This is a genomic window from Stenotrophomonas sp. GL_111, from assembly GCF_057835245.1.
Genome location: NZ_CM174421.1, coordinates 2,024,736 through 2,050,644, shown reverse-complemented (window position 1 = coordinate 2,050,644; position 25,909 = coordinate 2,024,736). Strand labels below are relative to the sequence as shown.

The 25,909-nt window shown below is 66.5% G+C and carries 26 protein-coding genes; all 26 read left to right on the top strand.

Features of this window, described 5'->3' with window-relative positions; genetic code table 11:
* The first annotated feature begins 9 nt into the window (after positions 1-9).
* The gene (gene fliG, locus AC3IPM_RS09425) at positions 10-996 is read left to right on the top strand and encodes a flagellar motor switch protein FliG (protein WP_489304074.1); all 987 of its coding nucleotides are present in this window, start codon (positions 10-12) and stop codon (positions 994-996) included.
* Positions 993-1,628: a FliH/SctL family protein gene (locus tag AC3IPM_RS09420; protein ID WP_489303760.1), complete on the top strand. Its 636-nt coding sequence runs from the start codon at positions 993-995 to the stop codon at positions 1,626-1,628. The genes fliG and AC3IPM_RS09420 overlap by 4 nt, the downstream gene beginning before the upstream one ends.
* The gene (locus tag AC3IPM_RS09415) at positions 1,625-3,007 is read left to right on the top strand and encodes a FliI/YscN family ATPase (RefSeq protein ID WP_489303758.1); all 1,383 of its coding nucleotides are present in this window, start codon (positions 1,625-1,627) and stop codon (positions 3,005-3,007) included. The genes AC3IPM_RS09420 and AC3IPM_RS09415 overlap by 4 nt, the downstream gene beginning before the upstream one ends.
* A 3-nt stretch (positions 3,008-3,010) precedes the next feature.
* A complete protein-coding gene (gene fliJ, locus AC3IPM_RS09410; RefSeq protein ID WP_489303756.1) occupies positions 3,011-3,484 on the top strand; it encodes a flagellar export protein FliJ in 474 nt (157 codons plus the stop codon).
* Positions 3,484-4,647 (top strand): flagellar hook-length control protein FliK, encoded by a 1,164-nt coding sequence (locus AC3IPM_RS09405; RefSeq protein WP_489304072.1) that lies wholly within the window; start codon positions 3,484-3,486, stop codon positions 4,645-4,647. The genes fliJ and AC3IPM_RS09405 overlap by 1 nt, the downstream gene beginning before the upstream one ends.
* 209 nt (positions 4,648-4,856) lie before the next feature.
* On the top strand, positions 4,857-5,375 hold the full coding sequence (locus AC3IPM_RS09400; RefSeq protein ID WP_489304070.1) for a flagellar basal body-associated FliL family protein: 519 nt from the start codon (positions 4,857-4,859) through the stop codon (positions 5,373-5,375).
* A 9-nt stretch (positions 5,376-5,384) separates the two neighbouring features.
* Positions 5,385-6,392, top strand: a complete 1,008-nt coding sequence (gene fliM / locus AC3IPM_RS09395; RefSeq protein WP_489303754.1) for a flagellar motor switch protein FliM — start codon at positions 5,385-5,387, stop codon at positions 6,390-6,392.
* A complete protein-coding gene (gene fliN / locus AC3IPM_RS09390; protein ID WP_489303752.1) occupies positions 6,389-6,727 on the top strand; it encodes a flagellar motor switch protein FliN in 339 nt (112 codons plus the stop codon). The genes fliM and fliN overlap by 4 nt, the downstream gene beginning before the upstream one ends.
* Positions 6,724-7,125 carry a flagellar biosynthetic protein FliO gene (gene fliO / locus AC3IPM_RS09385; protein WP_489303750.1) on the top strand — a complete coding sequence of 134 codons (402 nt, stop codon included), beginning with the start codon at positions 6,724-6,726 and terminating at the stop codon, positions 7,123-7,125. Before fliN ends, fliO begins: the two co-directional genes overlap by 4 nt.
* Positions 7,126-7,127: 2 nt before the next feature.
* Positions 7,128-7,913 carry a flagellar type III secretion system pore protein FliP gene (fliP, locus tag AC3IPM_RS09380; RefSeq protein WP_489303748.1) on the top strand — a complete coding sequence of 262 codons (786 nt, stop codon included), beginning with the start codon at positions 7,128-7,130 and terminating at the stop codon, positions 7,911-7,913.
* A gap of 1 nt (position 7,914) precedes the next feature.
* Positions 7,915-8,184 carry a flagellar biosynthetic protein FliQ gene (locus AC3IPM_RS09375; RefSeq protein WP_259202533.1) on the top strand — a complete coding sequence of 90 codons (270 nt, stop codon included), beginning with the start codon at positions 7,915-7,917 and terminating at the stop codon, positions 8,182-8,184.
* A gap of 13 nt (positions 8,185-8,197) precedes the next feature.
* Entirely contained in the window at positions 8,198-8,989 is a 792-nt protein-coding gene (fliR, locus tag AC3IPM_RS09370) for a flagellar biosynthetic protein FliR (protein ID WP_489303745.1), read from the top strand.
* A gap of 187 nt (positions 8,990-9,176) precedes the next feature.
* Complete coding sequence (locus AC3IPM_RS09365; protein ID WP_489303743.1) at positions 9,177-11,315, top strand: putative bifunctional diguanylate cyclase/phosphodiesterase; 2,139 nt, start codon at positions 9,177-9,179, stop codon at positions 11,313-11,315.
* 271 nt (positions 11,316-11,586) lie between these two features.
* Positions 11,587-12,027 carry a hypothetical protein gene (locus AC3IPM_RS09360; protein ID WP_489303741.1) on the top strand — a complete coding sequence of 147 codons (441 nt, stop codon included), beginning with the start codon at positions 11,587-11,589 and terminating at the stop codon, positions 12,025-12,027.
* The gene (locus AC3IPM_RS09355) at positions 12,028-12,354 is read left to right on the top strand and encodes a hypothetical protein (protein WP_489303739.1); all 327 of its coding nucleotides are present in this window, start codon (positions 12,028-12,030) and stop codon (positions 12,352-12,354) included.
* Positions 12,355-12,368: 14 nt separating this feature from the next.
* The gene (locus AC3IPM_RS09350) at positions 12,369-12,809 is read left to right on the top strand and encodes a hypothetical protein (RefSeq protein ID WP_489303737.1); all 441 of its coding nucleotides are present in this window, start codon (positions 12,369-12,371) and stop codon (positions 12,807-12,809) included.
* A gap of 179 nt (positions 12,810-12,988) precedes the next feature.
* On the top strand, positions 12,989-15,439 hold the full coding sequence (locus tag AC3IPM_RS09345) for an XVIPCD domain-containing protein (protein WP_489303735.1): 2,451 nt from the start codon (positions 12,989-12,991) through the stop codon (positions 15,437-15,439).
* Between the two features lie 55 nt (positions 15,440-15,494).
* Positions 15,495-16,625 (top strand): flagellar biosynthesis protein FlhB, encoded by a 1,131-nt coding sequence (gene flhB, locus AC3IPM_RS09340; protein WP_489303733.1) that lies wholly within the window; start codon positions 15,495-15,497, stop codon positions 16,623-16,625.
* Positions 16,622-18,730 carry a flagellar biosynthesis protein FlhA gene (gene flhA, locus AC3IPM_RS09335; RefSeq protein ID WP_489303731.1) on the top strand — a complete coding sequence of 703 codons (2,109 nt, stop codon included), beginning with the start codon at positions 16,622-16,624 and terminating at the stop codon, positions 18,728-18,730. The genes flhB and flhA overlap by 4 nt, the downstream gene beginning before the upstream one ends.
* Before the next feature lie 150 nt (positions 18,731-18,880).
* Complete coding sequence (locus tag AC3IPM_RS09330; RefSeq protein ID WP_489303729.1) at positions 18,881-20,557, top strand: AAA family ATPase; 1,677 nt, start codon at positions 18,881-18,883, stop codon at positions 20,555-20,557.
* A complete protein-coding gene (locus tag AC3IPM_RS09325; protein ID WP_489303727.1) occupies positions 20,544-21,431 on the top strand; it encodes a MinD/ParA family ATP-binding protein in 888 nt (295 codons plus the stop codon). The genes AC3IPM_RS09330 and AC3IPM_RS09325 overlap by 14 nt, the downstream gene beginning before the upstream one ends.
* Positions 21,428-22,174 carry an RNA polymerase sigma factor FliA gene (locus tag AC3IPM_RS09320; RefSeq protein WP_489303725.1) on the top strand — a complete coding sequence of 249 codons (747 nt, stop codon included), beginning with the start codon at positions 21,428-21,430 and terminating at the stop codon, positions 22,172-22,174. The genes AC3IPM_RS09325 and AC3IPM_RS09320 overlap by 4 nt, the downstream gene beginning before the upstream one ends.
* 16 nt (positions 22,175-22,190) lie before the next feature.
* The gene (cheY, locus tag AC3IPM_RS09315) at positions 22,191-22,583 is read left to right on the top strand and encodes a chemotaxis response regulator CheY (protein WP_017357461.1); all 393 of its coding nucleotides are present in this window, start codon (positions 22,191-22,193) and stop codon (positions 22,581-22,583) included.
* Entirely contained in the window at positions 22,583-23,197 is a 615-nt protein-coding gene (locus AC3IPM_RS09310; RefSeq protein ID WP_489303723.1) for a protein phosphatase CheZ, read from the top strand. The genes cheY and AC3IPM_RS09310 overlap by 1 nt, the downstream gene beginning before the upstream one ends.
* 4 nt (positions 23,198-23,201) lie before the next feature.
* A complete protein-coding gene (locus AC3IPM_RS09305; RefSeq protein WP_489303721.1) occupies positions 23,202-25,025 on the top strand; it encodes a chemotaxis protein CheA in 1,824 nt (607 codons plus the stop codon).
* Between the two features lie 143 nt (positions 25,026-25,168).
* Positions 25,169-25,909, top strand: coding sequence for a flagellar motor protein (locus AC3IPM_RS09300; protein WP_489303719.1), 741 nt, complete (start codon positions 25,169-25,171; stop codon positions 25,907-25,909).

Here is a 25,909-nt window from a genome sequence, read left to right as displayed (position 1 = left end):
GCCCCGCCACTGACCGGCGTACAACGCGCCGCCGTGCTGCTGCTTTCGTTGGGCGAACTGGACGCGGCCGAAGTGCTGCGTCACATGGAACCCAAGGAAGTGCAGAAGATCGGCATCGCCATGGCCACCATGACCGACATCACCCGCGACCAGGTCGAACGGGTCATGGACCAGTTCAGCAGCGAACTGGGCTCCAAGACTTCGCTCGGCGTGGGCTCGGACGACTACATCCGCAACATGCTGGTGCAGGCACTGGGCAGCGAGAAAGCCGGCAGCCTGATCGATCGCATCCTGCTCGGCCGCAACACCACCGGCCTGGACGCACTGAAGTGGATGGACCCGCGTGCGGTGGCCGACCTGGTCCGCAACGAGCATCCGCAGATCATCGCCATTGTGATGGCCCACCTGGAAACCGACCAGGCCGCCGAAGCGCTCAAGCTGCTGCCCGAGCGCACCCGCGTGGACGTGCTGCTGCGCATCGCCACCCTGGACGGCATCCCGCCGAACGCGCTGAACGAGCTCAATGAAATCATGGAGCGCCAGTTCGCAGGCAACCAGAACCTGAAGTCGTCCAACATCGGCGGCGTGCAGTGCGCGGCCAACATCCTCAACTTCATGGACAGCGGCCAGGACCAGGCCATCCTGGGCGAGATCGCGCGCATCGATGCGCCGCTCAGCGGCCGCATCCAGGACCTGATGTTCGTGTTCGACGATCTGGTCGACCTCGACGACCGCGAGCTGCAGCTGGTGCTGCGTGAAGTCAGTGGCGAGCGTCTGGGCCTGGCCCTGCGCGGTGCCGACATCAAGGTGCGCGACAAGATCACCCGCAACATGTCCCAGCGTGCCGCCGAGATCCTGCTCGAAGACATGGAGGCCCGTGGCCCGGTGCGCCTGTCGGATGTGGAAGTGGCGCAGCGCGAGATCCTGGCGATCGTCAAGCGCATGGCCGATGAAGGCACCGTCACCATCGGCGGCAACGCGGAGGCCATGCTGTGAACAACGCCGTGCGCTGGCTTGCCCCGGACCTGCTGGCGGTGCCCGAAGCACCGTTGGACGACACCTTCGAGCTCACCGAACCCGATCCGGAGCATGAACCCGAACCGGTGCTGCAGCCGCCCACCCTGGAAGAGATCCAGCAGATCCAGGACGACGCGGAGAAGGAAGGCTTCGAGCACGGCCATGCCGAGGGCCATGCACAGGGCCAGGCCGAAGTGCGCCGCCTGATCGCGCAGATCGAAGGCATCCTGGACAACTTCAGCCGGCCGCTGGTGCGGCTGGAGAACGAAGTGGTGGCCGCGCTCGGCGAACTGGCCGTGCGCATCGCCGGCACCCTGGTCGGGCGTGCCTACGAGGCCGACCCGGCCCTGCTCGCACAGCTGGTCGGCGAGGCCGTGGATGCGGTCGGCGGTGCCAACCGCGAGGTCGAGGTGCGCCTGCATCCCGATGACATCGCCGCCCTGGCCCCGTTGCTGCAGCTGTCGCCGAACCAGCGCCTGAGCCCCGATCTCAGCCTGAGCCGCGGCGACCTGCGCGTGCACGCCGAGACCGTGCGTATCGACGGTACCCTGGAAGCCCGCCTGCGTGGCGCGCTGGATGCGGTGCTGCGCAAGTCCGGAGCCGGCGCATGAACACCGATACCCATACCCCACCCGCCGCCGACTGGGCCGCCGCGCGCAACCTGCGCCTGGCCGCGCGCCTGGACGGCATCCAGCCCGACGGTGCGCATGGCCGTGGCCTGATCCGCGAAGGCGTCCTGCGCCGCGCGGTCGGCCTGACTCTGGAAGCGGTTGGCTGCGAATCGCCGATGGGTGCCAGCTGCAAGGTGGAAGTGGCCGACGGCGGCTGGGTCGATGCCGAAGTGGTCGGCTTCGCCGGTGAACGCACCTACCTGATGCCCAGCGCCGAACTGCATGGCCTGCTGCCCAATGCGCGCGTGGTGCCTGCGCTGGGCCGCGGCGGTGTGGAAGTCGGCGAAGGCCTGCTCGGTCGGGTCATCGACAGCGACGGCATTCCGCTGGATGGCAAGGGCCCGATCCGTGCCGAAGGCACCGTCGGCATGGCCGGTGTGTCGATCAACCCGCTCGCGCGTGAGCCGATCACCCAGCCGCTGGACGTCGGTGTGCGCGCGATCAACGCGCTGCTGCCGATCGGCCGTGGCCAGCGTGTCGGCCTGTTCGCCGGCTCCGGCGTGGGCAAATCCACCCTGCTCGGCATGATGACCCGCTACACCGCGGCCGATGTGATCGTGGTTGGGCTGATCGGCGAACGTGGCCGAGAAGTGCGCGACTTCGTCGAAAGCACGCTGGGCGAGGAAGGCCTGCGCCGCGCGGTGGTCGTAGCCAGCCCGGCCGACCGCCCGCCGCTGGCGCGCCTGCACGGCGCCTACCGCGCCACCGCGATTGCCGAATGGTTCCGCGACCAGGGCCTGAACGTGTTGCTGCTGATGGACTCGCTGACCCGTTTCGCCCAGGCCCAGCGTGAGATCGGCTTGTCCGTCGGCGAACCGCCCACTACCCGCGGCTACCCACCGTCGGTGTTCGCCAAGCTGCCGGCACTGGTCGAACGCGCCGGCAACGGCGCCAAGGGCCGCGGTTCGATCACCGCCTTCTACACCGTGCTCACCGAAGGCGACGATCCGCAGGACCCGATCGCCGATGCCGCACGCGCCATCCTGGACGGCCACATCCTGCTCTCGCGCCGGGTCGCCGACAGCGGCCTGTACCCGGCCATCGACGTAGAGTCCTCGGTCAGCCGCGTGGTCACGGAAATCGCCGATGAACCGTGGCGGCTGCGCATCCGCAAGCTCAAGCGGCTGGTATCGGCGTACTCCAGCAACCGCGACCTGATCGCGATCGGCGCCTACCAGCGTGGCAACGATCCGGCCACCGACGAGGCGCTGGAGCGCTGGTCGGACATTGTTGAATTCCTCGGCCAGGACGTCGGCAAGGCCGCCGACCTGCCGCACAGCCAGGCCGCACTCAAGCGGCTGGTGGAACCAGAGGTTTAAGCCATGATGCAGTCCAAGCGATTCGATCCCCTGCTCAAGCGCGCCCAGGACCACGAGGATGAGGTTGCCCGTGACCTGGCCGAGCGCCAGCGTGCACTGGATACCCACCTGTCGCGGCTGGACGAACTGCGCCGCTACGCCGAGGAGTATTCCAACGAGCAGATGGCGAACGCACAGATGGCGGCCACCAGCCCGGCCCAGCTGCTGAACCGGCGTGCCTTCCTGGACCGCCTCGACAGCGCGGTGGCGCAACAGCGCCAGACCGTGGACCACAACCGCGAAAAGGTCGACGCCGAACGCGCACGGCTGCTGCTAGCCAGCCGCGACAAACAGGTGCTGGAACAGCTGGCGGCCAGCTACCGCGCGCAGGAGAAGGTCGTCACCGACCGCCGCGACCAGCGCGAGATGGATGACCTTGGCGCGCGCCGCAGCCGCCAGGCCCGCCAGGAAGACAACGACAACGGAGGCAACCCGTGATGCCCCCCGCCCTGCTCGGCAGCACCGCGCCGACCCCGGCCAACGCCGGCAGCAGCACCCCACGCGCTGACAGTGCCTCCGGCAGCCGCCGGGACTTTGACGCCCTGCTCAAGGCCGACGCCGGCAGCACCGCCGAACCCAGCCGCAAGCCGTCGGCGAAGACCCCGGCATCGGCCAACACCGCGCCCCATCCCGATGCAGGCCAGAATGCGCCGGGCGACAAGTCCGCCGCGCCGACCAGCCCGGCCGATGGCAGCGACACCAGTACCGAAAGCAGCACGCCAGCCACCGCCCCGACCAGCAAAGCCGACAGCAGCGAACCGGCCGATCCCACCGACGCCGCCCCATGGCCGCCACTGGGCCTGGCCGGGCTGGCGCTGAGCGGGCTCGACCCGCAGGCCGCCGTCGCCACCCCGACGCTGCCGGCCACCGCTACGCCGGTCGCCACCGACCCTCTGCTGGGTGCCGCCGCGACTGCCACGCCGGTCGCCGCGCCCGCCTTGCCTGGCACGGCAGGCTCCGCGCCGGCCACCGATGGCGCCGCCGCACCGGGCCCGATCGCCCTGCCGCAGGACATCGCCGAGACCAGCGATGACAGCCTGTTGCTGAAGACCGTCACCGAGGCCATATCGGCCGCAAACGACGACGGCGGCGACGCCCCGGCCACCCCGCTGCTGCACGCCCTGCATGCGGTGGCCGAGCTCAAGAGTGGTGTTGCTACCAGCGCGCTCACCGGTAGCCCGACCGTCCCCCCGCATGTGGGCGGCGAGGATTTCGATGACGCCATCGGCGCCCGCATCGGCTGGCTGGCCGACCAGAAGATCGGCCACGCGGTGATCAAGGTCACCCCGCACGACCTGGGCCAGATTGAAGTGCGTCTGCAGATGGACGGCGACAAGGTCCATGCCAGCTTCAGCAGCGCCCATGCCGAGGTGCGGCATGCGCTGGAGAGCAGCATTCCGCGCCTGCGTGAAATGCTCAACGAGCAGGGCTTCCAGCTTGGCAATGCGGATGTGGGCCAGCAGCACACCGCCCAGGACGGCAACGCCAACGGCGGCCAAGCGGCGCGCGGTGGCGACGACGGCGAACCGGCGCTGGTCGACGTCACCCTGTCGCCCGCCCAGTTGATGCGCCAACGCGGCCTGGTTGACGCTTACGCCTAAGTGATTGCCATGCATGGCATGGCACTACCCGGGTTGTGGGTCGCTTGCCACGCATGGCGTGGCACTACCTGGACGGCTGGCGGGTAGAGCCACGCCATGCGTGGCTGCGCTTCGCTTCGACCCCGTCAATTTTCCGGCAACCGCCGCCGCGGCCATTCAGGCACACGCTTTGCATGTAGGCAGGAAGCAATCCAATGGAGCTTCCCCCTGTGGCCGCAGCCGCCGACAAAACCAAGAAATCCGCCGACAAGGACAAGGCCGCCAAGCCGCGTAGTCCGTTGTTGATCACCGCCCTGGTCGCCGTGCTGGCCGCCGGCGCCGCCGGTGGCGGTGTGTGGTATTTCACCCAGTCCTCGCACGACGACAAACCGGCCAAGCCGTCCACCGCGACCAAGGCCGTCCCGGCCCCGGCGCAGTACTTCGGGTTGGAGCCGCCGTTCGTGGTCAACCTCAACAGCAGCTTCGACGGCCCGCGCTACCTGCAGGTCGAAGTGCAGCTGATGACCCGTGACCCGGCCGCTCTGGAAGCCATCAAGCTGCATGCCCCGGCCATCCGCGCCAAGCTGCTGATGCTGTTCTCGCAGGTGGAACCGGCACAGATCGCCGACCGCGCCGGCAAGGAACGCCTGCAGGCCGACTCGCTGGCCGAAGTGCAGAAGCTGCTCAAGGCCGAAACCGGCAACAAGGGCGCCGACGAACTGCTTTTCACCAGTTTCGTCACCCAGTAAGGGCCAACCATGAATGACCTGCTTTCCCAGGACGAGATCGATGCGCTGTTGCATGGCGTGGATTCGGGTGCGGTCGAAACCGAGGATGACGCCACCCCGCCCGGCGAGGCGCGCAACTATGACTTCGCCAGCCAGGACCGCATCATCCGCGGACGCATGCCGACCCTGGAAATGGTCAATGAGCGTTTCGCCCGCCTGTGGCGGATCGGCCTGTTCAACCTGATCCGGCGTTCGGCCGAGCTGTCCGTGCGTGGCATCGAGCTGATCAAGTTCAACGACTACATGCACTCGCTCTACGTGCCCACCAACCTCAACCTGATCCGCTTCAAGCCGCTGCGCGGCACCGGCCTGATCGTGTTCGAGCCGACCCTGGTGTTCGCCATCGTGGACAACTTCTTCGGCGGTGACGGGCGCTACCCGACGCGCATCGAAGGCCGCGAGTTCACCGCTACCGAAATGCGGGTGATCCACCTGCTGCTCAAGCAGACCTTCGCCGACCTGCAGGAAGCCTGGGCGCCGGTGATGGACGTGGAACTGGAGTACATCAACTCCGAGATCAACCCGCACTTCGCCAACATCGTCACCCCGCGCGAGTACGTTGTGGTGTGCAGGCTGCATGTCGAACTCGACGGCGGCGGCGGCGACATCCACGTCACCCTGCCCTACTCGATGCTCGAACCGATCCGCGAGCTGCTCGACGCCGGCATCCAGAGCGACCGCAACGACCGCGATGCCAGCTGGGGCGTGATGCTGCGCGAACAGCTCAACATCGCCGAAGTCACCCTGTCCAGCGTGCTGGCCACCAAGCGCATGAGCCTGCGCGAGCTGACCAAGCTGAAAATCGGCGATGTGCTGCCGATCGAGCTGCCCAAGCAGGTGCCGGTGTGCGTGGAGAACGTTCCGGTATTCACCGGTGAGTTCGGCGTCGCCAACGGTTTCAACGCGGTGAAGATCACCGCCACCCATCCCCCGGGCACCCGCCCGCGTGCTCCCGTACTGCAGGAAGACCCGCAATGAACGATATCGAAACCAACGAACCGGCACCGGCGCAGTTCACCCAGCTGCAGTCCGAGAACACCGCCGTCGGCGACGAGCTGAACCTGGACGTGATCCTGGACGTGCCGGTGACGCTGTCGCTGGAAGTCGGCCGCGCACGTCTGCCGATCCGCAACCTGCTGCAGCTCAACCAGGGCTCGGTGGTGGAACTGGAACGCGGCGCCGGCGAATCGCTGGACGTGTTCGTCAACGGCACCCTGATCGCCCACGGCGAAGTGGTGGTGATCAATGACCGCTTCGGCGTGCGCCTGACCGATGTGGTCAGCCCGAGCGAACGGATCCGGAGACTGCGTTGATCGCATCGGCTCTCATCGCCGCCGGCGCCGGCACCGTCAAGGTAGGCCAGCATGCCGCCGCCGCACCGAGCATGTTCGGTGCGGTGCTGGCGCTGCTGGCGGTCCTGGCGCTGATCGTCGGGCTGGGCTGGCTGCTCAAGCGCATGCCTGGCAGCGGCTTCCGCCCGGCCGAAGGCATGCGCCTGGTGGCCAGCCTCAACGTGGGCGCCAAGGAACGCGTGGTGGTGATCGAGGTCAACGGCGAGCAGCTGCTGCTGGGCGTCACCGCCGGCGGCATCAACACCCTGCACCGCCTGCCCGAACCGCTGCCCACCCCTGCGCCGGCCAAGCTGCCGGACTTCAAACACCTGCCGAATTTCGCCCAGCTGCTACAACAGCGGCTGCGCAAGGAAACCTGATCATGCGTGGCCCTAGAGCGTCCTGGACCCGTTACCTGCCCCTGTTGTTGACCCTGCTGCTGTGCGCCCTGCCGGCGCTGGCGATGGCCGCCCCGGGCTTGCCCGGCAGCCCCACCCTGCCGGACGTGAATGTCGGCAAGATCGGCGGCCAGCCGGTCAGCCTGCCGCTGCAGACCCTGCTGCTGATGACCGCGATCACCCTGATCCCGTCGATGCTGCTGGTGCTCACCGCCTTCACCCGCATCATCATCGTGCTGGGCCTGCTGCGTCAGGCACTGGGCACCGGGCAGACGCCGTCCAACCAGGTGCTGCTCGGCCTGGCCCTGTTCCTTACCGCGATGGTGATGCTGCCGGTCTGGCAGAAAGCGTGGGGCAGCGGCATGGCGCCGTACCTCAACGGCGAGATCGATTTCCAGACCGCCTGGACACTGACCACCCAGCCATTGCGTGCCTTCATGCTGGCGCAGATCCGCGAAACCGACCTGATGACCTTCGCCGGTATGGCCGGCCACGGCACCTATGCCAGCCCCGATGCCATCCCGTTCCCGGTGCTGGTTGCGTCGTTCGTCACCAGTGAACTGAAGACCGCCTTCGAGATCGGCTTCCTGATCTTCATCCCGTTCGTGATCATCGACCTGGTCGTGGCCAGCGTACTGATGTCGATGGGCATGATGATGCTCTCGCCGATGCTGGTCTCGGCACCGTTCAAGATCCTGCTGTTCGTGCTGGTCGATGGCTGGGTACTGGTGGTGGGCACGCTTGCCGCCAGCTTCAACGCGGTGCAGTGACATGACCCCCGAACTCGCCTTGACCGAACTGCGCGGCGGCCTGATCGTGGTGTTGTGGGTGGCCGGCCCGCTGCTGCTCACCGTGCTGATCGTCGGCGTGGTGGTCGGCGTGGTGCAGGCAGCCACCCAGCTCAACGAACCCACCATCGCCTTCGTTGCCAAGGCCGCCGCGCTCACGGCGGTGTTGTTCGCGCTTGGCAGCCTGCTGATCGGCCACCTGGTCGAATACACCACGCTGCTGTTCCAGCGAATTCCGCACCTGATCGGGTAGCGGAGGCGTACTGATGGATTCCGCTACCCAGATGGCAGCCGACGGCCTGCAGGCCTTCGGCATGATCGGCACCATCCTGTGGACCATGCTGCGCATCGGCGCGATGATCATGGCCATGCCGCTGATCGGTACCCGTGCCGTGCCCTCGCGGGTCCGCGTGGTACTGGCCGGTGCGCTGGCCGTGGCGCTGTCGCCGATGTTGCCACCGGTCCCGGCCTGGACCGGGTTCGACGCGGTCACCGTACTGAGCATCGCCCGCGAGCTGGCCATCGGCGTGTCGATCGGCTTCCTGCTGCGGCTGGTGTTCGAAGCCGGCGCGATGGCTGGCGAACTGGTCGCACAGGGCACTGGCCTGGCTTTCGCGCAGATGAGCGACCCGCTGCGTGGCGGCAGCTCGGGCGTGATCGGGCAGTGGTTCTACCTGCTGTTCGGCCTGCTGTTCTTCACTTCCAATGGCCATCTCGCGCTGATCTCACTGTTGATGGACAGCTACAAGGCGGTCCCGATCGGCAGCGAGCTGCCCAACATTGACGCCTTCCTCAGTGCCGCGCCGACCTTCGCCCTGCAGGTGTTCCGCGGTGCACTCAGCCTCGCGCTGCCGCTGACCGTGGCGATGCTGGCGATCAACCTCGCCTTCGGCGTGCTCGCGCGCGCGGCGCCGGCACTGAATCCGATCCAGCTCGGGTTGCCGGTAGCGTTGCTGCTGGGCCTGTTCCTGCTCACCGTACTGGCTGGTGAAATGGGCCCGCCGGTGCAACGCCTGTTCGACGCCGCCTTCCAGGCCGCGGACGGCGTCACCCACTGATCACGCCCGCTTCACGACGCAGCACAAAAATCATCACATTGCCTCTTGCCAGACCCCCCGGGGCTGGCGGTAGGCTGGGCAGGCCGCATCGGCTAAACCGCCCCGGGTGGTGGCATGCCGTCGGCCAGGCACGTGTAGAGATGTCTTCCAGACGTATCGCAGATGTGCTGAACATGGAGAGTCATTGATGCTCATCGGCAGCTACACACCGTCGTTGGTCGTGGTTTCGCTGCTGGTCGCCATGCTGGCCTCGTTCACCGCGCTGGACATGGCCAACAAAGTCACCACCGCCGCCAGCGCGCGGCTCAGCACGTTGTGGCTGTGGGGCGGGGGGTTCGCGATGGGCCTGGGCATCTGGTCCATGCACTTCATCGGCATGCTCGCCTTCCGCCTGCCGATTCCGCTGGGGTACGACCTGGCCTGGACCGCGATTTCGCTGCTGGCGGCGATCGCGTCCTCGGTGTTCGCCTTGTGGCTGGTGTCACGCCCCACCCTGCCGCATTCGCGGTTGGCACTGGGTGCATTGCTGATGGGCATCGGCATCGCCTCGATGCACTACCTGGGCATGGCGGCGCTGCGCATGCAGCCGGGCATCGACTACCAGCCCGGCTGGCTTACCCTGTCGCTGGTGATCGCGGTGGCCGCCTCGTGGACCGCGCTGTATCTGGCCTTCCGGCTGCGCCACAGCGAGCGCCGCCTGCGCCATCGCGTATTGCCGGCCATCCTGCTCGGCCTGGCCATTGTCGGCATGCACTACACCGGTATGGCTGCCGCCCGCTTCCCGGCCGACAGCATCTGCGGCGCCGCCGCGGGCGATGGGTTGCAGACCCAGTGGCTGGCCATCGTCGTATTGATCCTGACGATCTCGATCCTCGCCGTGGTGCTGATCGTGTCGTGGCTGGACCAGCGCATGCAGGCGCAACTGCTGCGGTTGCGCAACCAGCACCTGCGCACCTCGCTGGATGATGCCCAGGCCGAACTCACCCAGGCGGCCCTGCACGATCCGCTGACCCGCCTGCCCAACCGCTTGCTGCTGCAGCAACGGATCGAGCAGGCCCTGGCCGAAGCCGAACTGCGCGGCAATCGCTTCGCGGTGATGTTCATGGACCTGGATGGTTTCAAACAGGTCAACGATGCCTACGGTCACCAGACCGGCGATGCCCTGCTGGTCGCCGTGGCCGAGCGTACCCGGCAGCTGCTGCGCCCGGCCGATGTACTGGCGCGGCTGGGCGGTGATGAGTTCGTGCTGGTGGTACGCATCGACAACGATGAGGATGTCGCCACCCTGGCCAGCCGCATCATCCACTCCGTCGGCGGCGGGCCGCTGCTGCCCGATCACGATCTACAGGTCACCGCCAGCATCGGCATCGCAATCTGCCCCGATCACGCCGCCAGCGAACGCCAGCTGATGGCCTTCGCCGACGCGGCGATGTACCAGGCCAAGGAATCCGGGCGCAATGCCTACGCGGTGTTCGCCGACTGGATGAACGACAGTGCCGAGCAGCAGTTCCAGCTGCTGGCCGACCTGCGCCGCGCCATCGGCACCGACCAGCTGTTCATGCACTACCAACCCAAGATCCGTGTTGCGGGCCAGGGCGTCAGCGGTGCCGAAGCGTTGATCCGCTGGCGCCACCCGCAACAGGGCCTGATTCCACCGGACCGGTTCATCCGCCTGGCCGAACGCAGCGGCGTCATCAACGACATCGGCCACTGGGCACTCAATGAAGCCTGCCGCCAGCTGCGCCTGTGGCAGGATGCCGGCCACGACAGCTGGACGGTCTCGGTGAACCTGTCGCCCATCCAGTTCAGCGCCCCGCACCTGCTGCAGGAAGTGCGCGACGCGCTGCGCACCCATCGCCTCGAACCGCGCCGGCTGGTGCTGGAAATCACCGAAAGCACGGTCATGCGCGACACCGATGCCAGCCTCAAGCTGCTGCAGGCAATGGCCAGCCTGGGCGTCGGCATCTCCATCGACGACTTCGGCACCGGCTATTCAAGCCTGCTCTACCTCAAGCGCCTGCCCGCCACCGAGATCAAGATCGACCATGCCTTCGTCCGCGACCTGGAAAACAGCTCCGAAGACGTGGTGATCGTCTCGGCCATCGTCGCCCTCGGCCACGCACTGGACATGGACATCGTCGCCGAAGGCGTGGAAACCGCCGGCCAGCGCGCGTACCTGGAGCGGCTGGGCTGTGATTACCTGCAGGGCTACCTGCTCGGCCGTCCGGTGGACCCGCAGCGGTTCATGCAGCTGCACGACCACAAGCGGCCACGGGTGGAGGTGGCGGACGGGTTCAAGTCCGAGGATGGATCGCGGGCGGGTTGAGTAGGACGAGTACCCGCGGCGCTATTGCGTGACGCAATTGGCGCACAAGCAGAAGAATGTGATTTCAATCCGTCCGGGCCACCATGACGTGTTGCTACAGTCGGCCCATACAGCGAAAGACGCCTGCTACCCGCCCAAGCCATTCAACGCAGAAGTGTCTTTCCAACCATGCCGTACATCCGCGCGCACATATCGCTTCTGGATGTCGCGGACTATGGTTGTGCCAAACTCATGGCGTAGCCGCCAGAACACTCCAACACTGAAGAGCGCCATGCCATTCATCAACGAACGTATTTCCGAAGAGGATCGCGAAACCTGCAGAATTTCGGAGATTGATGCCAGGTGGCCAGGAGGCACAAGATCCCGCCAATGGTGTATAGATCGCGATCAGGACATCTATCTGCGGAAGGTCGACACAGGCCGGGAAGAGTTTCGCAACCAGACCATCTGGACCTTCTCGTGGAAGGGAGCGCCGCTCACTCTTCGACTCGACTTTGTCGATGGCAGCGAACAAAGAGGCGGACCAGGCTGGGCCCATTGGAAGCTTGTGGATGTGAATGGTAGCTACGGCCTACCGAGTGCACTCATGACGCACCAACGCGAGATCATCGATGATTTGAAGGATGCACTTACCGCCTACAAGGATGGGGGTATCCACGCGACAACCACCGACTTCACGGTTACGTTGGATGTTATTCCCGGTGCGCTCTAAGTGGTAGCACCATTAAGCGCCGAGCAGGCCATTGACCGGCTGTTGCAGGATCCACAGGCCTACCGGACACCCGATGCACTGCGTATGCTCGCGGCACAGGTGGATGCGGATAGTCCTGGACGCATCACGCTGTTCTACAGCGGACCCACCGCCTCTGGTCTCAGCAGCAACCAGGTGGCCGTGGCGCTCGACCAAGCAGTCGACGGATTTCGTATCATCAACAAGAGCGAGGCAGCGGCCTTTCTCACCTCCGAAGACTTCCTGGCTCTCGAGGCCTTAATTGAGCAAAGTTGCTGGCATGTCCGGCTCGTGCCCCTCATCAAGTAGTCACGGAACATCCCATGCCATTTGTCAACGAGCGAATTCCAGTCAAAGATGTCGAGTCCTTCGGACTGAAGGAGATCGATGAGATCTTTCGTGGCACCCGTGCACGAGATTGGACTATTGATCGCGAGCGGGATATTTATCTAAGAAATATTCGGAATGGGCGTGAAGAGTTTGTACATCAGACGATCTGGACGTTCTATTGGAAAGGATCCCAACTAGCGATTCGCCTTGACCTTCTTGATGCAGGGGGGGCACGAGGTGAGCCGGGTTGGTCGCATTGGCGGCTGGTGAATGTCAACGGAAGTTTTGGCCTTCCTCCCCCGTTGAAAGTCCACCAGGCGGAGATCATCGCCGACCTGCAAGAGGCTCTGCATGCCTACAAGGACGGTGGCATCTTTGCTGCAAATACGACCTACCAAGTCAACCTTGATTTCGATCCTGGGCTCATCCTCTGAGCAGACCACTCACCCATGATGAGGCGATCAGCCTGCTGCAGGACAACCCTGCTGCGTACCGAACGCCACAGGCTCTTCGAGCGTTGGCAGCATTGGTAGATGCAGAAAGTCCCGGAGAGGTAACACTTCTCTACAGCGGGAGGTTGACGGGCGGCCTATCTGCGAATGATGCCGCGACAATGCTCGATCAATCGGCCATCGGGTTGCGCATCATCAACAATAGTGATGCTGCAAGGCTGCTCGAATCACGCGAATTCCTCAATGCAGTTGCAGAAGCACATGAGATCACACTCTCTCAACTGATCTCAAATGGTTATAGGGGGCCTGCCACCCAATGGCTCTACCACGCTGATGACGGCCCCTGGGCCGATCTTTCTGGCCGTTTCATCGCACTTACCCGCGGCAATGCGTTCTCGCTAAGCAGCGGTGCGGACCCGACTCGAACGTTCTCAGCAGTAGAACTCCCTGGCGCGCTGCGTAACGAGAACATCCAATCCATTGATGGAGTTTCTCGTGGCGTATTGTTGAGGGTTCAAGCCCAGCAAGGCACCCAGGCAGTATTTGAGATCATCTCGGCCCGCTCTTACCTGCATGCCTCCGACATCGGCGTCGTCACCAACTATGCGGGGGTACCCCTGCTCGATGAAGAGCATCGCCTGATGCTTGACAGCCGACTCTACTTTAGAAGCATGAACGTTCGGTTGAAGCAGAACCCACAGGAGCTGGTTGGAACCACTCGTCCTTTGGGGATGCTGGCAGGACGACCCAGCGAGCAGATAGAGGCCGGGCTGGCTCGATTGGAGCGCCTGAGCAACACGCACCCAGTCCCGCCGCCCCATAGCCACCCCAACCCCGCCCTACGCGCGGCCGCTCTCGCCGGCGCAGCCGCCAGCCTCGTCGATGCCACCCACACCGCGAACCGGGTTGGGCTCCTGTACGGCCAGAGCAACCCCGATGCAGCCCAGTCCGAACTGAGCCACTACGCAGGTCGTGGCCTGGGGGGCTGGTCGGGTGGCGCGGCAGCCGGGGCTGCAGCGGGCAGCGCGACCGGGCCGGGGGTGTCGGCCTTCATTGCCTACGGGGCCGTTGTCGGGGGAACGGTCGGTGATCAGTTGGCCGAACGTTGGGATATGCGGCAAATCTTCAATCAAACGGACCGCGCGCAGGTCGAGTGGGCGTTCAATGGCCAGCAGTGGATCCGTGAGGAGCCCGCCGATCTGTCCGGTAGTGGCGGCTCCGGTTCCGATGCCAACGGCACCGCCTCTGATCCTCGCCCGCAACGCTTCTCCGCGCTGCCGGAGAAAGCGTCAGAGCTCAACTATCTGGCCAGCAGCACCGCAGCGGCCCTGGCGATGGCACAGGTGCTGCGGCCCCTGGATCCCTATCGCATCCCAGCCGCTGATTCGGATCGCCCCAGCCTGCGCCCGGCCGACTGGCAACAGGATCCACACAATAGCCAATGGTCACGTCTGGTTGCCGCCGGTGTGATGGAGAAAGGAATTCCCTACTACGAACGCGAGCTGGCCAGCACGCAGCGCACCGCCGAACTCGACCAGCACGCCCAGCGCATCCTGGAATCAAATGTGGCGCACGGCAGCGCCGCGATTGCCGCGCGCTACGAGGCCGTGCATGCGGCGCAGCAGTGGCAACGCCATGGCCCCGTCCCCGAGGCGATACAGGCCGCGCTCGACCCGAGGGCCATGGTCGCCTCCGACGGCCGTCAGTACCGCCTGGACTCCCATGGGCAATGGCACTCCGACGGCAGGCCAGCCGATGCCGGCACCGCGCGTGAACTCCAGGCCACCCATTCCCTGCTCGAGCCGGCCCTGGCCGAGCACGTCGCACGGATAACCGACCCGCCCCTGCCCGTAGCGCGCTCGGCGCAGGAACAGGATCGCCTGGATCTGGCCAGCACCTATGCGGCACACGGCGTGGCGCCCCGACCGGAACGCCTCGAGGCTGCACTTGAGGCCGTCGCCAGGACGCGCGAGGCCCATCACCTGGAGGGAGCCACTACCGCACTGGCACTGCAACCCGGGCCGGACGGCCGCTGGGATGTGGACAGCCCGATTCTGCACCTGCAGCGCGTCGACGGCATTATCCGGGTGGCCGCAGTCACTGAAACCTCCGCGCCGCAGCGGGTGGCCACGCACACCGACGCTCCGGCTCCGGCTCCGGCCCCGGCACCTGCCCGCAGCGCACTCGATGACCTCCCCGCCGCCGACCAGGCGCTCTACCGGCAGATCCGCCAAGGCGTCAGCACGCTGGACGCCCAGCACGGGCGCAGCTTCGATGCGACCAGCGAACGCATCAGCGCCAGTCTGCTGGTGTTGGCCAAGCAGCACGATATGCAGCGGGTCGACCATGTCCTGCTCAGTGAGGCAACGGCCGACGCGCCGGCCGGCCAGCGTCTGTTCCTGATCCAGGGCGATCCCGCGGACCCGGCCCAACGCCGCGCAGCCATGCCGACCGAGGCCGCGGTTCAGACGCCGGTGGACGATGCCCTGCAGCAGCTCGAAGGTGTAGACCACGAACAGCAACTGCGCCAACGGGCGGTCCAGGCCGAGCAGCAGCGCGAGGACGAGCGCGTACAGCAGGAAATGCAGGTACCGATGATGGGCGGCGAATAAGACGGAACGGTTCTTGCACGACACCGGGTAACCACACCCCCGTGCCCTGCCCCCGATGTCCGAAAACGAACAAGCCGGCGAAAAAACCGAACAACCCACCGAAAAACGCCTGCGCGATGCCCGTGAACAGGGCAACATCCCGCGTTCGCGTGAGCTGGCGACGGCGGCGGTGTTCGGCGCGGCCGTGCTGGCGATGATGGCCTTCTCCGGCGGCATGGTACGCAGCGCCCAGGCCTGGATGAAGCAGGCGCTCAGCCCCGAGCCCAGCCTGCGCATGCATCCGCAGGCCCTGTTCGGCCATTTCGGCGAGATCCTGCTGCAGCTGCTGGTGGCGATGTGGCCGCTGGTGCTGGTGTGCCTGCTCGCCAGTTTCCTGTCACCGGTGGCGATGGGCGGGCTGCGCTGGTCCAACAAGTCGCTGATGCCCGATTTCAAACGGCTCAGCCCGATGGCCGGGATGAAGCGCCTGTATGGCCCCGAGGCCATTGCCGAGTTCACCAAGTCGCTGCTGCGCATCGCCTTCGTCGGCACCGCCGCCGGGCTGGTGGTCTGGCACGGCATCCGGCCGCTGCGCGACCTGATCAACCAGCCACTGGAAATGGCCATGGTGCATGGGCTGGGCTTCACCCTGAAGCTGATGCTGGCTACCGGCGGGGCGATGCTGCTGCTGGCCGCCATCGATGCCCCGTACCAGCGCTGGAACTGGATGCGCAAGCTGAAGATGACCCGTGAAGAGCTGCGCCGGGAAATGAAGGAAAGCGAGGGCAGCCCCGAGGTGAAGGGCCGCATCCGCCAGCTGCAGCAGCAGATGTCCAACCGCCGGATGATGGAGGCGGTGCCCACCGCCGACGTCGTCGTGGTCAACCCGACCCATTACGCGGTCGCTCTGAAGTACGAAGGCGGAAAGATGAACGCCCCCACCGTGGTTGCCCTGGGCGTGGATGAAACCGCCCTGCGCATCCGTGACGTCGCCGACGGCAACAAGGTCGCGATCGTGTCTGCCCCGCCTTTGGCACGCGCCTTGTATCGGGAAGGTCAACTTGGCAAGGAAATTCCCGTGAGACTGTATTCGGCTGTTGCCCAGGTCCTGTCCTACGTCTACCAGCTGCGCACCTGGCGCGGCGGCCCCATGCCCGCTGCACCGAGCATCGATGTGGATGAATTCGGCAAGGGAGGCCGCGCATGAGCGCCCAACCCGCAGGCAGTGGCATGAACGTGCGCAAGGCGCTGGACATGATCCGGCATGGCATTGGCGCCCCGCTGATCGTGCTGGCGCTGCTGGCCATGGTGGTGGTGCCCCTGGCCGCACCGGTGCTCGATGCGCTGTTCACCTTCAACATCGCCATCTCGCTGATGGTGCTGCTGGCGGTGGTCTACGTGAAGCGCCCGCTGGACTTCACCATCTTCCCGATCGTGCTGCTGATCACCACCATGCTGCGGCTGGCGCTGAACGTGGCCTCCACCCGCGTGATCCTGCTCAACGGCCAGAACGGCCACGACGCGGCCGGCAAGGTCATCGCCGCGTTCGGCGAGTTTGTGATCGGCGGCAACTATGCGGTCGGTATCGTGGTGTTCGCGATCCTGACCATCATCAATTTCGTGGTGATCACCAAGGGTGCCGGGCGCGTGTCGGAAGTGACCGCCCGCTTCATCCTGGATGCCATGCCCGGCAAGCAGATGGCGATCGATGCCGACCTCAACGCCGGTTTGCTGACGCGTGAAGAGGCCAAGGCCCGGCGTGAGGAAGTCCGCGAGGAAGCCGACTTCTACGGTGCGATGGACGGCGCCAGCAAGTTCATCCGCGGCGACGCCATCGCCGGCATCCTGATCCTGTTCATCAACCTGCTCGGCGGCCTGGCCGTGGGCGTGCTCCAGCACGGCATGCCGTTCGGCGACGCCGCGGCGACCTATACCCTGCTCTCCATCGGTGACGGTCTGGTGGCGCAGCTGCCGGCGCTGCTGGTGTCCTCGGCGGTGGCGATGCTGGTCACCCGCGCCTCGCGTTCCCAGGACATGGCCCAGGCCATGATGGGCCAGGTGTTCGGCCAGCACCGTGCGCTGACCATCGCCGCGGCGATCCTGGGCGTGGTCGGCATGGTGCCGGGCATGCCGAACGTCGCCTTCTTGACGCTGGCGGCGATCCTGGGCTTCATCGCCTACAAACTGTGGAAGAAAAGCGTGGTGGCCGCCCGTGCCGCCGAAACCAGCACGCCTGGCCGCAGCGAGGGCCTGGGCCTGCCCGGTGCCGCCGCGGCCCCGAGCGCCGAGCTGACTTGGGACGAACTGCGCCCGGTCGATCCGCTGGGCCTGGAGGTCGGCTACCGGCTGATTCCGCTGGTGGACAAGACTCAAGGCGGCGAGTTGATGGCGCGCATCAAGGGCGTGCGCCGCAAGCTCACCCACGACATCGGTTTCCTGATTCCCTCGGTGCACATCCGCGACAACCTCGAACTGCCGGCTACCGCCTACCGCCTGCTGATCCACGGCGTGCCGGTGGCCACCGCTGAGATCCACCCCGACCGCGAACTGGCGCTGGACCCGGGCAGCGCGCTGGGCACCCTGGAAGGCATTGCCGGCAAGGACCCCGCGTTCGGCCTGGATGCCACCTGGATCCAGCCACACCAGCGTGCCCATGCCGAATCCATGGGCTACACCGTGGTCGACCCGGCCACGGTGGTCGCCACCCATCTCTCCCACCTGATCCGCGAGCACGCACCGGAACTGCTCGGCCACGAGGAAGTGCAGCAGCTGCTGGCCAACCTGGCCAAGAGTGCGCCGAAGCTGGTGGAAGACCTCACCCCCAAGTCGCTGCCGTTGTCGGCGGTGGTGCGGGTACTGCAGAACCTGCTGATCGAGCGCATTCCGATCCGCCAGCTGCGCAAGATCGTCGAATCGCTGGTGGAAAACGCACCGGTCAGCCAGGACCCCGCCGCCCTGACCGCCGCCGTGCGCAATGCGCTGGGCCGCTTCATCGTGCAGGAGATCGCCGGCATGTCGGCGGAGCTGCCGGTTTTCACGCTCAACCCACAACTGGAACGCGTCTTGCAGGAGTCCACACAGGGCAACGGCGCCGCGCTGGAACCCGGACTCGCTGAGCGACTGCATCAAAGCCTGGCCGAATGTGTCGGCAAGCAGGAAGCGAAGAACGAGCCGGCGGTCGTGCTGGTACCAGGCCCCGTGCGTGCCGCGCTGGCACGGCTGGTGCGCCACAGCGTCCCCTCGCTGTCGGTGCTGGCCTACAGCGAGGTGCCTGAGGACAAACGACTGAAGCTGGTCGGCACGATCAGCTGAGTCGGAACGCCGACAGCAACGCGCCAGAAAACAGACACCCCCATTCGATATCACCGCAGCAGGAAATAAAGGGAAACCCGGACCGTGCAGACCACCGACAACCAGCGCTTCCCTTCCACTACTCCGCCGCCCCAGTCCCGGTACCACAGCATGAAAATCAAACGTTTCGTCGCCTCCGATATGCGCTCGGCCATGAACCTGGTGCGCAAGGAACACGGTCCGGACGCGGTGATTCTGTCCAACCGCCGGATCGAGGAAGGCGTCGAAATCGTGGCGGCGGCCAACTACGACGAAGGCGCCGTGCAGCGCGCACTGGAAGCGGCGCGCAAGGACGTCGCCCCGCCGCCGGCACCGCGCCCGCGCAATGCCGCCGATGCAGTGATCGCCGCCGTGACCCGGCGCAAGGTACCGGTCGCCGCACCGGAACCGGTCGCGGCCACCACTTCGGCCGTGGCCGCGCTGGCCCGCGCCGCCGTCGGTGCCACCGGGCGCACGCTGGATTCGGCCAATGAAATCGTGCCGCCGCCGGGCAGCAGCGGCTTTGCCGCGACCCTGGCCCGCGCCGGCGTCAGCCCCAGCGTCAACGAAACGTCGCTGCCGGAACAGATCTTCGCCCCGTTCAATGTCGAGCAGGCCGCTGCAGCTGCCCCGGCCGCCAACGCCGCGCCGATCAACCGCGCCCGCTTCATCATCGACCCGCCGCTGGACGGGCTGGCCGATGACGTGCCGCACTTCCAGATGCATGCACCGCCGGCCGCCAGCGTGGCGATGCCGCCGCTGCCGGTGACCATCACCGAGGCCGCCGCCCCGCAGGAAGCTGCACCGGTCATGGCCGCCGAACCGGTCGCCACCACCCCACCCGCCCTCCCCGTCGTTGCCCAGCCGGCCATCGCCCCCGAACTGGTGGTGGTGCCGCGCGATGACGAAGAGATCCGCCAGCTGCGTCACGAAGTGGCCGGCATGCGCCAGGTCATCGAGCGCGAGATGCACCGCTTCACCGACGAGCGCCTGCGCGGTTCGCCGGTGCGCGCCGCCGCGCTGGACCTGATGGACGAATACGGCTTCGACGCCGGCATCAGCCGCGACGTGGCCATGCAGATTCCGCTGGACACCGAAGCCCACCGCGGCCGCGGGCTGATGCTGGGGCTGCTGTCCAAGAAGCTGCCCATCGCCCCGGTCGACCCGCTCGAGGCGGGTGGTGTCATCGCCCTGGTCGGCCCGACCGGTGCCGGCAAGACCACCACGATTGCAAAGCTGGCCTCGCGCTTCGCCGAGAAGCACGCCGCCCGCGATGTCGCCCTGGTCACCACCGATACCGGCCGCATCGGCGCCCGCGAGCAGCTGTACGGCTTCGGCCGCCAGCTCGGCATCGCGGTGCACGAGGCCAGCAGCGGCAGCGACCTGAACCAGCTGCTGGAACGTCTGAAGGACTACAAGCTGGTGCTGATCGACACCGCCGGGCTGGGCCCGCGCGACCGTGCCCTGGCCGCCCAGCTGCAGTGGCTGCGCGCCGCCGAGCAGATCCGCACCCTGCTGGTGCTGCCGGCCAACACCAGTTTCGGCGACATGGACGAGGTGGTCCGCCGCTTCAGCGCCGCCAACCCGCAGGGTGTGGTGCTGAGCAAGCTGGATGAAACCGGCCGCTTCGGCAGCGCACTGTCGGTGGCCGTGGACCACCGCCTGCCGATCACCTGGGTCACCGATGGCCAGGACGTTCCTGAAGACCTGCACCGGGCCAGTGCGGCCAATCTTGTACTTCGCCTTGAAGATTTGCGCCGCGCGGCCGATATGCCCTGCAACCCGGAGTTGAACCATGCCGTCGCGTGAGTACGCCAAGCTGACCAAGACCTTCCCGCTGTCGGCTACCCGTAGCCAGCCGCTGGGCCCGGTCCGCACCATCGCCGTCACCGGCGGCAAGGGCGGCGTGGGCAAAACCAACGTTTCGGCCAATCTGGCCGTGGCGCTCGCCGACATGGGCAAACGCACCCTGCTGCTGGATGCCGACCTGGGCCTGGCCAACATCGATGTGATCCTGGGCCTGCAGCCCAAGGTGACCCTGGCCGACCTGGTCGCCGGGCGCTGCACGCTGGAGGAGGTCATCATCGAAGGCCCCGGTGGCGTGCTGGTGGTGCCGGCCGCGTCCGGTCGCCGCCACATGGCCGAGCTGGCCCCGGCCGAGCACGTGGGCCTGGTCAACGTGTTCTCCGAACTGGAGCGCGAGCTGGACATCATGGTGGTGGACACCGCGGCGGGCATCAATGACGGCGTGCTGACCTTCTGCCAGGCCGCCCAGGACACCGTGGTGGTGGTCTGCGACGAGCCGGCCTCGATCACCGATGCCTACGCCCTGATCAAGGTGCTCTCGCGCGAGCGCGGGGTGGACCGCATCCAGGTGGTGGCCAACATGGTGCGCGACCCCAACGAGGGCCGCGTGCTGTACGAGAAGCTGAGCCGGGTCTGCGAGAAGTTCCTCGCCGATGTCTCGCTGAACTACCTGGGCTGCGTGCCGCAGGACGACTGGCTGCGCCTGTCGGTGCAACGCCAGCAGCCGGTGGTGAAGGCCTACCCGTCCAGCCCGGCCGCACAGGCGATCATCGAGATCGCCCGCCGTACCGCCCGCTGGCAGGCCCCGACCGAGCCGCGCGGTGGCGTTGAATTCTTCCTGGAACGCATCCTCAAGCAACGCGGGGTGACCGCATGAAAGGCGCCGCACAATACAAAGAGGTGCAACGCACCGCCGCCAACGAGTGCATTGCCCAGCACTCCGACCTGGTCCGGCGCATCGCCCACCACCTGGCCGCGCGCCTGCCGGCCAGTGTCGAGGTCGATGACCTGATCCAGGCCGGCATGATGGGCCTGATCGAGGCCTCGCGCAGCTACGACGCCGACCAGGGCGCCTCGTTTGAAACCTATGCCTCGATCCGCATCCGCGGTTCGATGATCGACGAGATCCGCCGTGGCGACTGGGTGCCGCGCTCGGTACACCGGCGTGCCCGCGACGCTGCCTCCACCATCCGTCGGCTGGAGCAGAGCACCGGCCGCGCCGCCAGCGCCACCGAAGTGGCCGCGGCGATGGAGATGCCCCTGCCCGACTACCTGCGCCTGATGGAAGACGCCGCACGCGGCCAGGTACTCAGCCTGGAATCACGGATTGAAGACCAGGGCGAACTGGATACCGTCGCCCAGGGTGGCCCGACCCCGCAGCAGGTGCTGGAGCGCGGCGAATTCGGCCGCGAGCTGGGCAACGCGATCGGGCTGTTGCCGGAGCGCGAACAGCTGGTGCTGTCGCTGTACTACGAGCAGGAACTGAATCTGAAGGAGATCGGCGCGGTACTCGGTGTCAGCGAGTCGCGCGTCTGCCAGATCCATGGCCAGGCGGTATTGCGCCTGCGTGGCCGACTGAAGATCTTCGAGGCGGCCGACGCCGGCCTCGAAAACAATTAAGACCGAGGAAAGTGCTTTGAACAAGAACATGCGTATCCTGATCGTCGACGATTTTTCGACCATGCGTCGTATCGTCAAGAACCTGCTGGGCGATCTGGGCTTCACCAATACGGCCGAAGCCGAGGACGGGCATGCCGCGCTGGCGCTGTTGCAGAGCCAGCCGTTCGATTTCGTGGTCACCGACTGGAACATGCCGGTGATGACCGGTATCGACCTGCTCAAGGCGATCCGCGCCGATGCCAAGCTCAAGACCCTGCCGGTGTTGATGGTTACCGCTGAAGCCAAGCGCGAACAGATCATCGAAGCAGCCCAGTCCGGCGTCAACGGCTACATCATCAAGCCGTTCACCGCGCAGACCCTGGAAGAAAAGCTCGGCAAGATCTTCGAACGTCTGGCGGCGAGCGCCTGATGGAAACCCTCAGCGACAAATCCGCGCTGGTGCAGCGCCTGCAGGACGCCCTGGCCGCGCTGGAAAGCGGTGACGAGGCCGGCTGGCGCCAGGAGATCGACGCGCTGGCCGCACTGCGTACCCAGCCGATGATGGCCGGGCTGAACCGGCTTGCCCGCGAGCTGGGCCAGGCGCTGGGCGAACTGCCCAGCCTGCCCAGTGAAGCCGGCGAGCTGGACGATGCCTGCGCGCGTCTGGACCACGTGGTGGCGATGACCGAACAGGCCACCCACCGCACCCTGGACCTGGCCGAGGAATGCCGGGCGCTGACCGAACAGCTGCGCGCCAACGGGCTCACCCCCGACCAGGACCAGCAGCTGGACCGGATCCGCCACAACCTCACCGAAATCGCCCTGACCCAGAGCTACCAGGACCTGACCGGGCAGATCATCCGCCGTGTGGTCGGCATCGTGCGCCGGGTCCACGAAGGTTTTGGTGCGCTCGGCCTGCCGCCGCAGGATGACACCGCGCACAAGCGCGACAACGGCCTGGCCGGCCCGGCCGTGTCCGGGCTGGACCGCCATCAGGTGTCGCAGGTGGACGCCGACGACCTGCTTTCGGATCTGGGGCTGTAATCCTATGAGTGCTGTTCCAGACGATATTGCTGCCGACTTCATCCTCGAGGCCCAGGAGATCCTGGATCGCCTCGGCGAACAGCTGGTGTCGCTGGAGCAGTCGCCCCAGGACAGCGACCAGCTCAATGCGGTGTTCCGCGGCTTCCACACGCTCAAGGGCGGTGCCGGCTTCCTCGGCATCCAGGCCATGGTCGAACTGTGCCATGCCGCCGAGGAAACCCTCGGCATGGCGCGCTCGGGCAAGGCCACCCTGCAGGCGCATCACTTCGATGCCGCCCAGCAGTCGCTGGACTACCTGCAGTCGATGCTCGATTCGGTGTCGGCCGGTACCGAGCCTGGCTACGCACCGCCGGAGCTGATCGCCCAGTTCGACGTCAACGGCCCGGCTACCCCGGCCCCGGCCGCCGCCGTGGCTGCCCCCCTCAGCGGCGAGCTGATCACCGATGACGAGTTCGAAGCCCTGCTCGACCAGCTGCACGGCGGCGCCGCACCGACCGCGGTGGCCGCTGAAAAAAAAGCCGACGACGGCCTGATCGGCGAAGACGAATTCGAAGCCCTGCTGGACCAGCTGCACGGCGGCGCGGTCCCCGGCGCCAAAGCGGTGGCCGCCGCGCCCGCCGCTGCCCCGCGCGCCGCCATCGCTGCACCGCCTGCAGGCAAACCGGCCGCGAACAAGCCGGTGGCCGAGGCCGAACACACCGTGCGCGTGGATACCAAGCGGCTGGATGCGATCGTCAATCTGATCGGCGAACTGGTGCTGTCACGCAATCGGCTCAAGACCCTGCGTGCGCGCCTGCATGACGAAGAGCTCGACCGTGCGGTGTCCACCCTGGACATCGCCACCGCGCGCCTGCAGTCGGCGGTGATGCGCACCCGCATGCAGCCGGTCGGCAAGGTGTTCTCGCGCTTCCCCAAGGTAGCCCGCGACGTTGCCCGCAACCTGAAGAAGGAAGTGGAGCTGGAGCTGGTCGGCGCCGAAACCGAGCTGGACCGCAACCTGGTCGAGGCCCTGGCCGATCCGCTGGTGCACCTGGTGCGCAACGCGATCGACCATGGCGTGGAAACCCCCGAGCTGCGCGAAGCCCAGGGCAAGCCGCGCAACGGCCATGTCCGCCTGTCGGCCCAGCAGGAAGGTGACTACGTCAGTATCGAGGTGCAGGACGACGGCGCCGGCATCGACCCGGAGCGCCTGCGCCAGAAAGCGCGCGAGAAGGGCCTGATCGACCCGGAAGCCGCCGCCCGCCTGACCAGCGAGGAATGCCTGCACCTGGTGTTCCTGCCCGGTTTTTCGACCAAGCAGGAAGTGACCGACATCTCCGGCCGCGGCGTCGGCATGGACGTGGTGCAGTCGCGCATCCGCGAGCTCAGCGGGCAGATCCAGATCCAGTCCGAGCTGGGCCGTGGCAGCCGCTTCATGATCCGCGTCCCGCTGACGCTGGCGATCCTGCCGACCCTGCTGGTGCAGGCCGGTGAGGACGTCTACGCCCTGCCCCTGGCCCGCGTGATGGAGGTGCTGCATGCCCCCAACACCTCGCTGGGCTGGTTCGACGGCCGTGCTGTGCTCGACCGCAAATCTCACACCCTGCCGCTGGTCGACCTGCGCCACTGGCTGGCGGTGGAACCGGCCGCATCGCCGCTGCTCACCATCGTGGTGCTGCAGGCCGGCGAGGCACGCTTCGGGCTGGTGGTGGACCAGGTACGCGGGCGCGAGGAAGTGGTGATCAAGCCGCTCCCCAAGGCCCTGCGCGGGCTGCGCGGTTACGCCGGCGCAACCCTGATCGGCGACGGCCGCATGTCACTGATCCTCGACGTCGACGGCCTGCGTTGACTGAGAAAGGTAGCGCCGGGCCATGCCCGGCTGAGAAAAGGTAGAGCCGGGCCATGCCCGGCTGCCCCAACAAAGTGTGACCGCCGTAGCACCTGACCCCGTCGGCGTCTCAAGTCCCATTCACACAAGCCGATAACGGACCCATGGACAGACTCAGCCTCATTGGACTTTTCCTCGCCCTGGCCTCACTGGTCGGCGGCAGCATCCTCAAGGGCGCCGGTCTGGCATCGCTGTGGTCGCCGGCGGCTTTCGTGATCGTCATCGTCGGCACCATCGCCTCGATCCTGCTGCACACCTCGCCGGCGGTGTTCAAACACGCCTTCAAAATCGTGCGCTGGGTCATCCTGCCGCCGAGCAGCGACCGCCGCGAGCTGATCCAGAAGATCGTGGAGTGGAGCAACATCGCCCGTCGCCAGGGCCTGCTCGGCCTGGAAGCACAGGTCGATGCGCAGCACGATCCGTTCCTGCGCAAGGGCCTGCAGCTGCTGGTGGACGGCGTGGAGCCGGAAACCATCCGGCACATGATGGAAATCGAGCTGAGCAGCCAGGAACACCAGGACCTGGCCGCCTCCAAGGTGTTCGAGGGCATGGGCATCTACGCGCCCACGCTGGGCATCATCGGCGCGGTGCTGGGCCTGATCGCGGTGATGAAGAACCTGGCCGACCCGAGCAAGCTCGGCCACGGCATCGCCGCGGCGTTCACCGCCACCATCTATGGCATCGCCTCGGCCAACCTGCTGTTCCTGCCGGTCTCGGCCAAGCTCAAAAGCGTGATCCACCACAACAGCCGCGACCGCGAAATGATCATCGAAGGGCTGATCTCCATCGCCCAGGGTGAGAACCCGCGCAACATCGAAACCAATCTGTCCGGGTTCCTGCACTGA

Excerpts from the sequence above, each read along its gene's own strand:
- AC3IPM_RS09325 (WP_489303727.1), top strand. The coding sequence starts at position 20,544 with ATGCCGTCGCGTGAGTACGCCAAGCTGACCAAGACCTTCCCGCTGTCG.
- fliR (WP_489303745.1), top strand. The coding sequence starts at position 8,198 with ATGGATTCCGCTACCCAGATGGCAGCCGACGGCCTGCAGGCCTTCGGC.
- AC3IPM_RS09320 (WP_489303725.1), top strand. The coding sequence starts at position 21,428 with ATGAAAGGCGCCGCACAATACAAAGAGGTGCAACGCACCGCCGCCAAC.
- fliM (WP_489303754.1), top strand. The coding sequence starts at position 5,385 with ATGAATGACCTGCTTTCCCAGGACGAGATCGATGCGCTGTTGCATGGC.
- AC3IPM_RS09300 (WP_489303719.1), top strand. The coding sequence starts at position 25,169 with ATGGACAGACTCAGCCTCATTGGACTTTTCCTCGCCCTGGCCTCACTG.
- fliN (WP_489303752.1), top strand. The coding sequence starts at position 6,389 with ATGAACGATATCGAAACCAACGAACCGGCACCGGCGCAGTTCACCCAG.
- AC3IPM_RS09330 (WP_489303729.1), top strand. The coding sequence starts at position 18,881 with ATGAAAATCAAACGTTTCGTCGCCTCCGATATGCGCTCGGCCATGAAC.
- AC3IPM_RS09350 (WP_489303737.1), top strand. The coding sequence starts at position 12,369 with ATGCCATTTGTCAACGAGCGAATTCCAGTCAAAGATGTCGAGTCCTTC.
- AC3IPM_RS09415 (WP_489303758.1), top strand. The coding sequence starts at position 1,625 with ATGAACACCGATACCCATACCCCACCCGCCGCCGACTGGGCCGCCGCG.
- flhB (WP_489303733.1), top strand. The coding sequence starts at position 15,495 with ATGTCCGAAAACGAACAAGCCGGCGAAAAAACCGAACAACCCACCGAA.
- AC3IPM_RS09360 (WP_489303741.1), top strand. The coding sequence starts at position 11,587 with ATGCCATTCATCAACGAACGTATTTCCGAAGAGGATCGCGAAACCTGC.
- AC3IPM_RS09365 (WP_489303743.1), top strand. The coding sequence starts at position 9,177 with ATGCTCATCGGCAGCTACACACCGTCGTTGGTCGTGGTTTCGCTGCTG.
- fliJ (WP_489303756.1), top strand. The coding sequence starts at position 3,011 with ATGATGCAGTCCAAGCGATTCGATCCCCTGCTCAAGCGCGCCCAGGAC.
- AC3IPM_RS09375 (WP_259202533.1), top strand. The coding sequence starts at position 7,915 with ATGACCCCCGAACTCGCCTTGACCGAACTGCGCGGCGGCCTGATCGTG.
- flhA (WP_489303731.1), top strand. The coding sequence starts at position 16,622 with ATGAGCGCCCAACCCGCAGGCAGTGGCATGAACGTGCGCAAGGCGCTG.
- fliP (WP_489303748.1), top strand. The coding sequence starts at position 7,128 with ATGCGTGGCCCTAGAGCGTCCTGGACCCGTTACCTGCCCCTGTTGTTG.
- AC3IPM_RS09310 (WP_489303723.1), top strand. The coding sequence starts at position 22,583 with ATGGAAACCCTCAGCGACAAATCCGCGCTGGTGCAGCGCCTGCAGGAC.
- AC3IPM_RS09345 (WP_489303735.1), top strand. The coding sequence starts at position 12,989 with ATGCTCGATCAATCGGCCATCGGGTTGCGCATCATCAACAATAGTGAT.
- AC3IPM_RS09405 (WP_489304072.1), top strand. The coding sequence starts at position 3,484 with ATGCCCCCCGCCCTGCTCGGCAGCACCGCGCCGACCCCGGCCAACGCC.
- AC3IPM_RS09305 (WP_489303721.1), top strand. The coding sequence starts at position 23,202 with ATGAGTGCTGTTCCAGACGATATTGCTGCCGACTTCATCCTCGAGGCC.